The organism is Roseofilum sp. (genome assembly GCF_982964205.1).
The window spans coordinates 1-14,337 of record NZ_CEZBFX010000122.1 but is presented as its reverse complement, the minus strand read 5'-3'; the positions used below and the strand labels follow the sequence as shown (position 1 = coordinate 14,337).

Annotated in this window: 14 protein-coding genes; 4 read left to right on the top strand and 10 right to left on the bottom strand. The window is 45.9% G+C overall.

Features of this window, described 5'->3' with window-relative positions; all coding sequences use genetic code 11:
* A partial coding sequence (locus tag AC3A14_RS21060) for a PDC sensor domain-containing protein (protein WP_487779145.1) occupies positions 1-1,149 on the bottom strand: 1,149 nt, incomplete at its 3' end.
* A 157-nt stretch (positions 1,150-1,306) separates the two neighbouring features.
* On the opposite strand from AC3A14_RS21060, the gene purB reads away from it, so the two are divergent.
* Positions 1,307-2,602, top strand: coding sequence for an adenylosuccinate lyase (gene purB, locus AC3A14_RS21055; protein WP_318733141.1), 1,296 nt, complete (start codon positions 1,307-1,309; stop codon positions 2,600-2,602).
* On the opposite strand, the gene AC3A14_RS21050 is transcribed toward purB, so the two are convergent.
* From AC3A14_RS21050 to menD, 4 genes are all read right to left on the bottom strand, one after another.
* A complete protein-coding gene (locus tag AC3A14_RS21050) occupies positions 2,584-3,462 on the bottom strand; it encodes an SH3 domain-containing protein (protein ID WP_318733142.1) in 879 nt (292 codons plus the stop codon). The genes purB and AC3A14_RS21050 overlap by 19 nt on opposite strands.
* Before the next feature lie 345 nt (positions 3,463-3,807).
* Complete coding sequence (locus tag AC3A14_RS21045) at positions 3,808-4,680, bottom strand: S-layer homology domain-containing protein (RefSeq protein ID WP_318733143.1); 873 nt, start codon at positions 4,678-4,680, stop codon at positions 3,808-3,810.
* A 131-nt stretch (positions 4,681-4,811) separates the two neighbouring features.
* On the bottom strand, positions 4,812-5,261 hold the full coding sequence (locus AC3A14_RS21040; protein WP_318733144.1) for a late competence development ComFB family protein: 450 nt from the start codon (positions 5,259-5,261) through the stop codon (positions 4,812-4,814).
* A 154-nt stretch (positions 5,262-5,415) separates the two neighbouring features.
* The gene (gene menD / locus AC3A14_RS21035) at positions 5,416-7,164 is read right to left on the bottom strand and encodes a 2-succinyl-5-enolpyruvyl-6-hydroxy-3-cyclohexene-1-carboxylic-acid synthase (RefSeq protein ID WP_318733145.1); all 1,749 of its coding nucleotides are present in this window, start codon (positions 7,162-7,164) and stop codon (positions 5,416-5,418) included.
* Positions 7,165-7,507: 343 nt separating this feature from the next.
* Here menD and AC3A14_RS21030 point away from each other — a divergent pair, with 343 nt between their 5' ends.
* Complete coding sequence (locus AC3A14_RS21030) at positions 7,508-7,630, top strand: hypothetical protein (RefSeq protein WP_318719326.1); 123 nt, start codon at positions 7,508-7,510, stop codon at positions 7,628-7,630.
* Between the two features lie 22 nt (positions 7,631-7,652).
* On the opposite strand, the gene AC3A14_RS21025 is transcribed toward AC3A14_RS21030, so the two are convergent.
* From AC3A14_RS21025 to AC3A14_RS21005, 5 genes are all read right to left on the bottom strand, one after another.
* On the bottom strand, positions 7,653-8,270 hold the full coding sequence (locus AC3A14_RS21025; protein WP_318719327.1) for a precorrin-8X methylmutase: 618 nt from the start codon (positions 8,268-8,270) through the stop codon (positions 7,653-7,655).
* 122 nt (positions 8,271-8,392) lie between these two features.
* Positions 8,393-9,196, bottom strand: a complete 804-nt coding sequence (locus AC3A14_RS21020) for a TPM domain-containing protein (protein WP_318733146.1) — start codon at positions 9,194-9,196, stop codon at positions 8,393-8,395.
* A gap of 156 nt (positions 9,197-9,352) precedes the next feature.
* Entirely contained in the window at positions 9,353-9,859 is a 507-nt protein-coding gene (locus AC3A14_RS21015; RefSeq protein WP_318733147.1) for a DUF948 domain-containing protein, read from the bottom strand.
* 92 nt (positions 9,860-9,951) lie between these two features.
* On the bottom strand, positions 9,952-10,368 hold the full coding sequence (locus tag AC3A14_RS21010) for a YtxH domain-containing protein (RefSeq protein WP_318733148.1): 417 nt from the start codon (positions 10,366-10,368) through the stop codon (positions 9,952-9,954).
* A 110-nt stretch (positions 10,369-10,478) separates the two neighbouring features.
* The gene (locus tag AC3A14_RS21005) at positions 10,479-10,784 is read right to left on the bottom strand and encodes a hypothetical protein (RefSeq protein ID WP_318733149.1); all 306 of its coding nucleotides are present in this window, start codon (positions 10,782-10,784) and stop codon (positions 10,479-10,481) included.
* A 162-nt stretch (positions 10,785-10,946) separates the two neighbouring features.
* Between AC3A14_RS21005 and AC3A14_RS21000 the strand changes: the two genes are divergently transcribed.
* Both AC3A14_RS21000 and AC3A14_RS20995 read left to right on the top strand, forming a co-directional pair.
* Positions 10,947-13,157, top strand: a complete 2,211-nt coding sequence (locus AC3A14_RS21000) for an S-layer homology domain-containing protein (protein WP_318733150.1) — start codon at positions 10,947-10,949, stop codon at positions 13,155-13,157.
* A 565-nt stretch (positions 13,158-13,722) separates the two neighbouring features.
* On the top strand, positions 13,723-14,337 hold a 615-nt coding region (locus AC3A14_RS20995), incomplete at its 3' end, for a TIGR01777 family oxidoreductase (RefSeq protein WP_487779144.1).

The window sequence follows — 14,337 nt, the reverse complement described above, 5'->3', positions numbered from 1 at the left end:
GAGAGCTTGGGCGGAACGATTTAAGGTAAAAATGGGATAGGTGACCCAGCGAGCCGTTAAGATCCCAATAATAACAGCTACCAGTAAAGCGATCGCACATAAAAAAATTGTATTTTTGGTATTGTCGTGAATCTGGCCCATGAAATCAGATTCTGGCACAACGACTACAATCAGCCAATCCAAGCCATAGGCATCTTTAAGAGGGGAAACTTGTAGAAATTTGGGATTATTTTCTCGATCGAATTCGAGCTTCTGAGGTCGATCGATGTTGTAAAGATTTCCAAATTCCTCTTCCAAAAAAAGTGCGGTGTTTTTTATGATTGTATCCTCACTTTCCTTGGCTCTAATTTGTTCTTTAGATTGGGAGACGAAAAGGACTTGCTCTGGATTGGACGAAGCGACCAATTCTCCATTGCGCTCCATGATAAAAATTTGTCCCGATTGACCAATGTTCAAGTCTTGCAGGAATTGACTAATAGTAGATAAGGATAAATCAACGCCTAAAACGCCTTGAAAGTCACCTTGGTTATCATAAACCGGCTGACTGGCTGTTAACCCTAAACTTTGGGTCGATATAAACAGATAAATATCACTCCAAACTGGTTTTTGAGCCTGTTGTGCAGCTTTAAACCAAGGACGCTCTCTAGCATCATAAGTTGTGGTCTCTAAAAGCTCTTTCCGATCGCCTTTACTATCGACGGAATATTTATAATAATTCCCGCTAACCAAGTTTTCAGTTACGCGGATCATCGACTGACCATTGTCGCCCTGTCCTGAAAAAATTAGACCTCCTCTAGGATTGCCAAAATAGATAAAAGTGACGGAATCAAAGACTTGAGTTTGTTGCCAAAATTGCTGTTCCAGGAGTTTTGGAAAATTGAGATCGAGAATGTTTAAACGAATCGCTTCGGCATTGGTTTGATTGATGAGATGGGGTAACTCAAGATGGACGCGCAAATGACTATCGACGCGATCGCCAATTTCCGTCATTAATCGATCGGCTAAATCTTGTACCGCTTCCTGTCCAGTGCGATAGGATAGATAACCGACTAATCCGACTGTGGCGCAGATTTGCACGACAAAAGGAACGACTAAAACCAGGCGTAAGGGAAGGCGTTTGAGATATTGAGACGTTGCTTGCCAAACCATTTAGAGGATTGGGGAGAAGTAGAGAAAGAGAAACAAAGCCACAAGGTTGACAGATGGATCAATCTTGTCCTTAAAGTTAGCACATCCATTCAACTGGATCATCACAAACGGCCCTTCAAGGGTAAAATAGGTCGGTTGTACTTCTGCTACACAAGCTGTGATTGAGCGTTATACTCTGCCCGAAATGGGCAAAATTTGGACGGATGACTTTAAGCTAAAGACTTGGTTACAAGTTGAAATTGCGGTCTGCGAAGCGCAAGCTGAACTGGGTTATATTCCAGCCCAGGCTGTAGAAGAGATCAAAGCGAAAGCTAAATTCGATCTCAACAGAGTGTTGGAAATAGAAGCCGAAGTCCGTCATGATGTGATTGCCTTTTTGACCAATGTCAATGAGTATGTAGGGGATGCTGGGCGCTATATCCATTTGGGATTAACCAGTTCAGATGTCTTGGATACGGCTTTGGCCCTGCAAATGGTGGCTAGTTTGGATTTAATCCAACATCAGGTAGAAGAATTGGTGCAAGTAATTCGCTATCAAGCCGGCCAACATCGAGATACGGTAATGGTGGGGAGATCGCATGGAATTCATGCCGAACCCATGACATTTGGTTTTAAGTTAGCGGGATGGTTAGCGGAAGTTTTGCGTCACCGCGATCGCCTTTGTCGCCTGCAGTCCCAAATTGCCGTTGGTAAAATTTCTGGCGCAGTGGGAACTTATGCCAATATTGACCCCAAAGTAGAAGAGTTAGCGTGTCAACAGTTGGGATTACAACCTGATTGTGCCTCAACTCAAGTCATTTCCCGCGATCGCCATGCAGAATATCTGCAAACCCTAGCCCTGCTTACCGCCTCCATTGAACGGTTTGCCGTCGAAATTCGCAACCTCCAGCGCACCGATGTTCTCGAAGTAGAAGAATACTTTGCCAAAGGGCAAAAAGGGTCTTCTGCCATGCCCCATAAACGCAACCCCATTCGCTCAGAACGGCTCACCGGTTTAGCCAGAATTATCCGAGGTCATGCGATCGCCAGCTTAGAAAACGTGGCCCTGTGGCACGAGCGCGATATTTCCCACAGTTCCGTAGAGCGAGTTGTTCTCCCAGATGCTTGTATTTTGACTCACTTTATGATGCGTGAAATCATCAACCTGGTGAAAGGTCTCTTAGTCTACCCTGAAAACATGAAGCGTAACATGAACGTTTATGGCGGGGTGATCTTCTCCCAACGAGTCCTCTTAGCCCTCGTAGAAAAAGGTCTACAGCGCGAAGAAGCCTATAAAATTGTCCAAGAAAGTGCCCACCAAGTCTGGAATAATCCAGAGGGAGACTTTCGGACTCTGATTAGTCAACATCCCCAGGTCACTCAATCCCTTTCTCCAGAAGAGATTAACGCTTGCTTCGACCCCCATCAGCATCTGAGAAACCTGGATCAAGTCTATCAACGACTGAGTATCTGAGCATATTCCTGAAGGGGAGTGATTTCCACCGAGAAGGAATACTCTAACTCAGAATCATGGGAGACCACTTCGATCGTGTAGTCTGCCGATTCCATCGGCTGTACGATCCACTCTGGAAAACCCTCCTCAGAGGTCTCCCAGGATTGAGTCAAAAGTTCCCCACGAGGATCGACTACTCTGGGGATCGTCCCTTCTAAGTTTTTCAAATTTAAAGTTTTTCCAGGGGGCAGATGGACGATATAGCGGTGGACTCCTACTCCAACCATACGGTCTTTAATCCGTATTGAAGATTGATGTGACCCTAGGTTTACCCGCTCTACTTTTTCATTACAACTACTATCAACATCTGATCGGTGTACCCAGCCTTTGGTGGGATCAATAATTTCAAACCATTGGTCAGTGGCATTCATAATACTGAGCCATCTTCCGGTTTCTAATTCTCCCACGATCGCCCCATCTTTTCTTGGACTAGATAGCACATATAATGGAGACTTGTTTGTAGACAATTGGGCCATGCTAATCACACAGTATTCCAAGTCTCGAACTTGAGTTTCCTTAGAGGGATTTAACGCTACCTCACTCCAGTTTTCATGTAAATGGGGAGGAAGGAGCGACCCCGTTTGGGGATTGGTGTTGGTAGCTACCCAATTCGCTGTTGGTTTAGACTCTACTGAACTACTTATATTACTGGAAGTTGTATAACTGGAAGCTCGATCTTCTTCTTGGGGTTGATGTTGGGCCATGGTTTTTGTGTCGCTGGCAGACCATGCCCACTTCTCCCACTGGAGTAAGCCCACTATGACTAGGACAGTAGTCAGACTTATACCCGTTATTTGAATAGCTCTCCAAAAAATATGCATTATATCTCCTCACAATTGGTCAAGACTTCTGCCATAACAGGTTTAAGTCCTACAGACTCTAGCTAAATTGGGTTCCATTGTTGACACCATAACCGATTTTTTCAAAAACTGCAAACCCTATCCTGGCAATGATCCCCGTTTTTTTTTAATGTCTTTCCGTAGTTTTTTTCGCGATAAACGTTGGCAATAATACTATTTCTTTCTGGATCAAAAAAGGGTTCGATCTTCAAACCCTAGCTTCAGCTTATTTTAAGAATTTTGGTTCTAGGTATAGAAATGACTAGCATCAGGTTCATGGATTAACTGGGTTGTCTTCCATTGCCTTTTGGCTTTTGACCAGTGCGTCTATTGCTCTCTGGAAATTTTGTCATAGAGTCGCTTGAGCATCACCACCATTTCTGCTCGGGTGACCAATTGATTGGGTCGAAAGGTTCCATCTTGGTAACCACTAATCAGGTTTTCTTTGACTGCCCATTCCAAAGCGTCATAGTACCATCGACTTCTACCATCCGGAAATACATCTCTAAACATACGCTTCTTCTCCGTTGCAAACATATAGCCAGAATAATAAAACACACCGTTTTCTACCAGAGGGCCGATATCGGCAACTCTGACACGATAGTTATTAAACCGTTGGACTCCATAATAATTATCGATCATCACCCTGGCATAACCGGGATTTTTGCGGTCTTGGGTCATCCGCACTGCATGACCATAGGTGCGATCGCTAAATGAAGTTTGATCCAAAAATCCATCGGCATTAAAATCCGCATTATATTGGGCACTCCCTCGATAACCGGTAACCACACTATAGCCTTTACCCAGAACTGAACCGAGTTGCACGCCGGTCATATCGACTCGATAAGAAACAAGGGCTTCTCGACGGTTATTCCACCATCGACGCAACAAGTCTACCGCCTGATTAATATACCATCCCTGAGTATCGGAAAACCCGTAGCGTCGAGCTTCTTGAATCAGTTGCCCAAACTCAGCCAGACTAAATCGATACCCGGTTAAATCCGAAATTGCCCCAGCAGCCGCAAATAGAGTGCAGGACATCGGATGCAGATCGAGCTGATTATATTGAATTTGGCGATCCCAAAAGGTCGAAGGAGCCACGGGAACCTCTTCCAGAACATTGCCCAGTCGCCAGTCTAAGGTACTGTAGGCTTCCTTCGCCGCATAATAGCCGTAAGGAACCGTTTGTTGTTCAGTCATGATTTGCTACTTTTGAGCCAAACCGATCTTAACCTGAGTCTGACCCAGGGCGATAATCGGAGCGATCGCTGAGGCGATCGCCCATACCCTAATCTCGCTTTTGCGCCTCTTCCCCATTTTTTTCTAATCCATTAGTGCTTTTGTTTCCGAGCCGCCTTATATAAAGCCTTACGCACGATAGGAACTAACGTCTCCCAAGACAAATCGGGGCGATTTAAAACTAATCGTAATGCCTCCAAGGCCCGTTGAGCTGCTTCCAAGCGATCGTCACCGATCCAAGAAAGGGGGGTAGAATTCCTAATCGGATCGCGTTGAACCGCCATAATACCTTGGCGCACAGCAAGGGTAATTTGCTCCTGTAACTGTTGGCGAGCATATTTTAATTGCCGCTTTTGGCCTTCTTCACTGGAAGCGTACAATGCAGGTAAACGATTGAGAGCATAGGTTGCCACCTCAATTGGCTCAATGTAGGGCTGCAAATTATGAGGAACTTTCTTGAGTTGTTCTTGAACCTCTTCAGCGACTAATAATTCGATCACATTATGATAAACCTTGGGAGATGAAGAATTCCGATGGAGCATAATCTCGTTGAAGGGACGCTAATGGTTTAGACCCCGTATACGTTCAGGTGTAGTCTAGGATCTGAAATTGGGTGGATCAATTACTCTAAGTTTAAACTGCCTGTAGAGGAATAGAGCGATCGCAATATTTAAAAAACCCGGTTTTGAGTTTCCCCTAAGCTTGAAGGTGTAAATCTGTGAATATTTGCTTACGCCATTGAGCATCCAAATGGCGATCGCAGGCAATTTCCAAGACACGAATACCCCGAGCTGGTAATCGGGATACATAATACTCAAACCCATCCCAAGTTTCCACTCGATGATGCTCAATCTCGTAAGTCTGGCATAAGTGGGCAAAGTTAATCGATTGAGGCGTACCAAAGAATTCTTCAAAGGGGGGATTATATTGGGAAATCGGTAAATTCTCAAAAATTCCGCCCCCATTGTTGTTCATGACAATAATCGTTAAATGACCTTGGAAATAGCGATGCACCAGGAAGCCATTAGTATCATGCAAGAGGGCTAAATCTCCCGTGAGTAAAACGCTGGGTTGCTGATGACGGTGGGCAATTCCCAAGGCAGTAGACAGAATCCCATCAATGCCATTGGCTCCACGATTAAAATAGGGATACAGTTTTAAGGAGTTGGGAGTCCAAAACCATTCCACATCTCGCACCGGCATACTGTTAGAAATGAAAATAGGAGTCTGTTCCGGTAGAACTTGAGAAAGTAACCAAGCGGCTTTGGGTTCACATAAACGATCGATATTATCTAAGATTCGATCTAAGTGCGATCGCCCCCAATGCTCTAAGGCACACCAGCGCTCTAAATAGGGATTGACTTCAGAGGGTTGCTCTGGCATAAAATGGGATAATTGTTCAATAGAACAGCGCCAAAATTGAGTTTTGTTGTGCAGCGGATCGAGATTCTGATAGCTTGGATCGATAATCCACTGGCGAGGATTACATCCCTTGAGCCATGTTCTTAATGCTTTACTGGTTGGGAAATCCCCAATTTGAATCACCACATCGGGGCATAATTCTTGGGCAATTTCAGGATTGCGGAGTATCAGATCGTAGGTGGAGATAATATAGGGATTCAGATGGGCATAATTGCGAACGGGGGATAAGCCTTCTGCGAGGACAGGAAAGTTGAGGATTTTGGCTAAATGGGCGATCGCTTCCACATAAGCTTCTGGTTTGTGAGGGGCAGCTACTCCTGCAATAATGATGCTACGGGAAGAGCGCAAAGTATCACACCAAGTTTTCACGGCTTCTGGCACGATTTCGATACTCGATACTGAGGGAGAATGGGCATTTAAAAACCCAAAGAAGCCATCCCGATCGAATTCGTCTTCACGAATACCTAGATCCAGTTGCAGAGTAGGCGCTAAGGGTTCTCGAAAGGGAATATTAACATGGACGGGGCCAGGAATCGGACTTAAGGCACGTTCCCATCCATAGGCGATCGTTTGGCGCAGATAAGTTAAATGATCCACATTCGGTAAACATAATTCAGTTTGCCAAGTGGGATAATTTCCATAGAGCTTCACTTGATCAATGGTTTGCCCGGCATGGATTCGACGCAATTCCGGAGGGCGATCGGTCGTTAGCACGATCAAAGGTACTCGACTTTCCGAAGCTTCAATCACGGCTGGATAAAAATTAGCCGCTGCTGTCCCCGAAGTACAGACTAAAGCAGTCGGTAATCCTGATTTTTTCCCCTGTCCCAAGGCAAAGAATGCTGCCGAACGCTCATCTAATATGGGTATTGCTTCGATCCCAGTTTGAGCAGCAAACGTAACGGTTAAGGGAGTTGAACGAGATCCCGGACAAATGATTACCGTAGTTAAGCCCAAACGCTCTAAGGTTTCCACCAAAATCGAAGCAGCGAGCATATTGAGGTTACGGAAATCAATCGGCATGGTTGAGAATCAACAAGAGTTAAATCTTCGTTATCATACCCTGCGATCGTGAAAGGCGTGCAAGTTACTTACAGCATAATGTGTTTGCTCAGGGACACCAGGGACTCCGCCGATGAGTTATTACACACTCTTTAAAGGATGACTACTTTTAATGTCCACCTGTCGGGTTCTTCGCATCCTGCGTCCCAAACACCCACTGCATGGCAGTGTTACTGTTCCTCTCGTACTGAAGTATGTAAGCTGTAAGAGTCAGGGCACGCCTTAACATTCTATTTTAGCTCTATTTTCAGTAGATATGTGCTAAAACTCTTAAAATCTCAGAGCATAATGTTTTCACTTCATTATGAATAAGGGAAGTTCTAAGGCAACTTTAACCAATTTAACGGAAGGGAATTGGTTGGTCTATCATCTCTTAACTGAACTCTGGAACTGTCGCAGCATCGGGGAGCGCGACGGTTTTTCCTAACAGCAACTCCAAGATAAAACAATTATACCTCTTTCCCGTAGGCTTGCCACGCTAAGTCCACTAGCCCATTCATAATTGCTGAAGCAACTACCGCGCTCCCTTTACGTCCCTCAATACGAATATGGGGAACTTGGGAATCGTTTAAGCGGCCCTTCGTAACATCTGCTTCTACAAAACCTGCTGGTGCGCCTACAATTAAAGCCGGTTTAATCACTTCTGTTTCCACTAATTCTACTAAGGCAGCCAGAGCTGTGTGGGATTGACCAATCACAAATATCCCTTCTGGGTATCGTCTCGCTAAGGTTTCCACGCCCCAAGCTACTTGGGTTTTTTCCTTTTGGGGACGGGTGAGGGTCTCCATGCTGCAATAGACTGGATTGGCAAAAGTCTCCTGAATTAATTTGGCAATGCCCACTTGTACCATGGGAACATCAACCACAATCGTAGTGCGGGCAGCTAAAGCCGCTGCCCCAGATTGAAGAGATTGGTCAGAAAAGCGAATGAGGGACTTGTACTCAAAATCGGCAGTGGAGTAGATCACTCGACGGACAATTTCGTATTCTGCTGGTGAAAAAGGGTGAGAACCCACTTCACGGTCAATGATTCCCAAACTGAGAGCGTCTGTGATGTGCCATTCCATATTCGAGTAGCAAGCCAAGATTTAGGTGAGCTAGTGAGTATTCAGAGGGGTAGGGTAGAGTGTACCCTGGACTGACCACTGAATGCTTACGGTATTAGCTTACCAGTTTGGGCAACTCTGGTTTAGGTTTCTGAGATTTCGGATTGGTTAAAGCTGGGAGAGAGGTAGGCAACTAAGGCTCCTAGGGCAAAGCCAATGATGTTGCGAACCAGGGGTAACCATTCACTGGTGCGAGAAACAACCGGACCAATACCGAAGGCAATAAATAGAATGCCCCACAGGGGAGAAAAGATTAGGGCCCATTGCCAGGCAAAGATTTGCCCATTTTGGCGAGGAATGGCAGCAAAGCCGAAGATTGTGCCACCGACGAGAGAGGTGATCAGGGTGAGAATCCATTGTTCTCTGGGCAGTCCGGGGACAACGTTGCATCCGCCTTGAATGAGGCAGGTTTTAATGGATTCCAGGGATTGAATGATGGATTGGTCGGAGCCGTTGTCGCGGACAAAGAATTGGTTACCGTAGCGAGTTTGGAGTTCGATCCAGAAGGTGCGGGGTAGCAGGCTATAGACATCATCACCAACGCTGAAGTTGAGGATGTTTCCTCCTCTGGCATCGGCGATCAGCAGAACGCTTTTATCGTTGAGTCCCCAGAAGTCTTTGACGGCGCGGCCGGGGGTCTGATCGAATTGGGTTAAGACTCTCAGTTTCCAGCCGGTTTGTTGTTCAAATTGGGTGAGGTCGTCAGCTAGGTTGCTTTCTTGGGTGTCGGTGAGGTTGCGCCCTAGGTCAATGATAGGTGTGGGTAGGTCGGGTAGGAGTTCTGGGTTGTTGTAGGCATGGGCGGCTGGAGAGATCGCCCAAACCAAAAGCGCTAGAATTCCAGCTAAACAGGTTTGCCAATATGTTTTTTTATGTGTTTTTTTCATCCTTAACCCCTCGTGCAATGGTCAGTTGTGGGAATAGCCGAACGTTTTGTGAGATTATCTTAACAAATCTTTACATTTTTGACTAGATTTTGATCATAGAAAGCAGTGAGGAGTGAGGAGACCAGAAGATAGGGAGAGGGGAATAATGATTAATTGTTAATTGTCTTTGTCTGTGGGGATGAGGGGAGAGACCGATCGCTGGGGAAGTTTGCGTCGAGTGCTTCCATAGCGTTGATTGTCAGTTACAGGCAGAGAGGGGCGATCTGAGTTGGCGATCGCATCTGCTTTACTAGAGCTTTTAGGTTGTTGAAATCGTTTCCAAGCCACCCTTAGGCCAGTGAACACACTTTTGGTGGTTACTTGTACCCCTTTAGCTTGTTCGCGAGCGGTTTCTATACTCTGGTCAAGCTGTTTCGCGACTTGTGAAGCTCGTTGAACGCCCTGGGACACATCATCCGTCAGGTCACTAATTTCTATCCCGGTTAAGCGGATGGATTCTAAGGTTGGTGGGAGTTCCCGGCTCAGGGTATCAAACAATTTTTCCGCAGAACGGGCGGCTCTAGCTAATTCTTTAACCGTGGGAACTAGCACAACCAACACGGCGGTTAAGCTAACCGCAACCAAAAGAATAGATAATCCTAACCAAAATAGGGGGTCGATCACGAATAGGGAATAGGGAATGGGGAATAGGGAATGCCAGAAAATTGGGTGTTACCCTTGGCGGTTGTTATACAACAACTTAAATCAATCTCAACCTATTGTAAATCCAGGGAATTATTATAAGTTGAGCCTTCTGAAGAATTAAACTCCTCAGTGAAAGACTGATCTGTATCGGGATCTACACTCTGTTCTTCACTGTGCAAAGGACGAGAAGCCATTGAGGGATTTTCTTGCTCGCGCAAACTCGCTTCGACTCCAGCGGCGATCGCCTCTCGCACTCGAGAGAGAGTATCCTCCCAGGTATCTTTAGTCGATGCGCCTAGGCGATCGGCTTGAAATTGAACGCTTGTAGAGATATCTTCCGCTAAATCAGGTAATGCCGCGACCGACTTTTTCAAAATCTTCCGAGTCTGTTGTCCGCTACGGGGAGCCATTAAAATTCCCGTCACAACTCCCACTGCTGTTCCCAACAACAAACCCCCAATAAACTGTCCTGATTGATTTTTAGACATATCCTTGCCAGTATCCTCATCAGACTATACCGCTTTCCACGAGCCATTAATGTACATAACTTGGGATGCAAGCCCGAGTACGCTCATTCTTACCCCATATCTTACCGAAACTAGCGCTGATGTCTAGAGCGTCTTCGCCAAACTCCTAGAACTAAACTTAAAATGGCTAACAGTTTTTCCACCTGCGCCCATTGTTGGGCAACCAGAGCATAACGTTGTCGTACCCACCGACTTCCCTGTTGTCCTCGGATAATTTGATTGGGAGCATGAAAGAGAACGCGATCGGTACGCTTTTCTGCCATAACCAAAACATCAGCAATCCTGGCTAATCTCCTTCTTAGTCGCCCAATACGCCAAGCTAACCACAGACAAAAGGCAGAAATCAGTAAATTGAAAAAAATAACGGTAGTCACCATTTTAAGTGTCAGTTTAGATAGTTCAGATTCGCCAACTCGCTAGAGTGCTACAACTGGGAAACCCTAAAGCGCGATCGCCCCTGTAGAATGGCCATGTTAACCCTAGATCATCCCTGGATAGGGTTGTCTGTATCCCTTAACTCTACTCTTTTACCTGACACCATGAGCATTCTGTATGTCAATCCCGCAACGGGCAATGATGGCAATTCTGGTGCATCGACTGCTGCTCCATTCAAAACCATTAGTCGCGCTCTGCAAAATGTACCCTCTGGCACCACAATTCAAGTGGCTACAGGGACTTACAATACATCGAGTGGCGAAGTTTTTCCTCTAACCGTTCCTTCTGGCGTGACTATTGTTGGTAATGAAAGTAATAAAGGACAAGGAATGACGATTGAGGGTGGAGGCAGCTATATTAGCCCCACATTTGCTGGACAAAATATTACCCTGAGGCTCAATACGAATTCCCAATTACGAGGGGTGACGGTAACCAATACCCTTAGCCGTGGAACTGCTGTTTGGATTGAATCAGCCGCTCCAGTTATTGCTAATAATACCTTTACTCGCTCTAAGCGTGAAGGTGTTTTTGCCACCGGGAGCGCCAACCCTTTAATTGAGGGGAATGTATTCCAATTGAATGATGCTAATGGTATTTCCATGGCTAAAAATTCTAAGGGAGAAATTCGCAGTAATGTCTGTGACCAAACGGGTTATGGAATTGCGGTCAGTGATGATGCAGCCCCCGTAATTATTAGTAATCGCCTCAGTAATAATCGGGCGGGGATTGTAGCTTCTAATCGATCGCGTCCGGTTTTGCGGCAAAATGTGATTGAAAACAATAGTGAAGATGGTTTAACGGTAATTTCCCAATCTGTTCCTGATTTGGGTAGCGCCCAAGATCCTGGGGGTAATACCTTTCAGGGGAATGGGGGATACGATGTGCAAAATGCCACGACAACGACGTTAGTTTCTGCCGGAAATCAGCTCAATCCCAATCGGGTGAAAGGGTTAATTGACTTTATTGCCAGTGAGGTGATTACACCGCCACCAACCCCAAGCCCGACCCCAACACCTACACCCACTCCGACTCCTACACCTACTCCCACACCGACCCCCGGGCCAACTCCAACTCCTACCCCAACTCCCACGCCGACTCCCACGCCGACTCCGACTCCCACCCCAACTCCGACACCCGTACAATTACGAGATGTGGCAGGACATTGGGCACAAGAGTTCATCGAAACGTTAGTGAGTAAAGGGGTGATTAGTGGATTCCCGGATGGTACATTCCGCCCCAATAATAATCTGACTCGAGCAGAGTATGCGGCTTTATTGGCGAAAGCATTTAATGTGCCCTTGAAACGACCGGCGATCGGGTTTTTGGATATTTCCAGTCGGTTTTGGGGGGCAGCAGCGATCGCCAAAACCTCCCAAATGGGCTTTTTATCGGGTTATCCGGATGGTACATTTCGCCCAAGTCGGAATTTAACCCGCACAGAAGCGATCGTAGCGTTAATTAGTGGCTTAGAATTGACCGGTGGCGATAGTAGCGCTTTGTTCGTTTTCCGCGATCGCACCTCTATTCCCAATTATGCGATCACCAAAGTGACCACTGCAACGGTTAAAGGGATGATTGTCAATTATCCCGATCTGGGATTACTCAATCCTCGACGAGATATCACCCGTGCAGAAATGGCGGCTATTCTCTATCAGTCTTTAGTTGCCACTGGAGATGCCGATCCCATTAATTCTCGTTATATCGTTCCCGGAACAGCCAGTCCGTCCAATAGCTCCAATGCCTTTGCCGATTTGGTCGGTCACTGGGCTGGGCCTTTTGTTACCGAGTTATTAGAGCAAGATTTAATTAGCGGATTTCAAGATGGTACATTCCGGCCCGATAGTTCCATTAATCGTGCTCAATATGCAGCTTTATTGGTGAAAGTGTTTAATCCCCAACCCAAACGCGATCGAGTCAATTTTAAGGATGTACCGGCGGATTTTTGGGCTGCTGATGCCATTCAACAGGCCTATCGAGCGGGCTTTTTATCGGGAGTTTCTGCCGATACGTTTAATCCGAGCGCTAATATTAAGCGCTCGGATGTGTTGGTTTCTCTGGTGAATGGTTTAGATTTGGGAGTTGCTGAATCAAATTTGTTGAGTATTTTTGAGGATCGGGATCAAATTCCTAGCTATGCACAAGGGGCGATCTCCAGAGCCTTACAAAAGCTATTAGTGGTCAATTACCCCAATGTCAATCGCTTGCGACCCAATGATGAAGCTACCCGCGCTGAAACTGCAGCCATGATTTATCAAGCTTTGGTTGATGCTGGACAGGTAAGCGCCATTACTTCTAGTCAGGTTGCCTCTGCTTAGGGAAAATAGGGAATAGGGAATAAACTTCTCCGTGTCTCCTCTTCCCTTTCCCTATCCCCAGCTCACTGGCCCCATGATAAATAGGTTATGGGAGTAGAAGAAGAATTCGCCTCTACTGCTGGCGGATCGATGGGTACAAGCCAGCAGAGTGCGGCGATCGCCGTTAATAAACATAAAATCGAAATTGGATGAATTTTAAGTGTAGAGTTCATAAGGTTGAGTCCCCTGGATTTGTAGATTTTTGATATCTCACTCCTCTCGTACAAACTGAAATTGACTGAAATTGATTCAGGAATTTAGGTTGAATAATACCTATTTTAAGCGGTAGATGTACCTCTGTCTTCCGCTATTTTACGGTTTTTAACCTTTCCTCAACTTTGTCTGTTCTTTAAATTTAGTCCCAAACTTTTTGCCAGCCTTCCCAACTTATCCCTAAATCGATCGCCTGAAAATCACGTAATTTTAGGGGTGTTTATTCTGCCTATGTCTTCAAGAATCGCGCGGATTGAACTACAATAACTAAACTGGAACATCATTAAATGTTATTAAGTCTACATTCAATCCCATGAAAATAGCAGTTACAGGGGCAACCGGATTTGTTGGTCGAGCCTTAGTACAACAGTTAATTGCCGAAAAAGAGCAAGTTTTAGTTTTGACTCGTAATCCGGATAAGGCAAAACGCATATGGCCCTCTGGGGTTGAAATCGTCGGTTATTCTATGACTACAGGGGGAGAATGGCAGCGTCAAATCTCTGGATGTAATGGAGTTGTTAATTTAGCCGGCGCACCTATTGCTGAAGAACGATGGACAGCAGAACGTAAGCAAATCTTGCGCGATAGTCGGATTCTGGGGACTGAAAAAATTGTCGAAGCGATCGCTGCGGCCGATCCGAAACCTCAAGTATTGGTGAATACTTCAGCAATCGGATATTACGGAACCAGTGAAACCGCCGAGTTTGATGAAACTTCCCCTGCTGGAGATGATTTTCTAGCACAATTGTGTGTGGAATGGGAACAGAGTGCCCAAGCCGTGAGCCAGCATGGGGTAAGGTCTGTCATCTTACGATTTGGGATTGTGATGGGAGATGGGGGGGCGATCGCCAAAATGATTCCCCCCTTTAAAATGTTTGCGGGGGGGCCCATTGGTAGCGGCCAACAATGGTTCTCGTGGATACATATT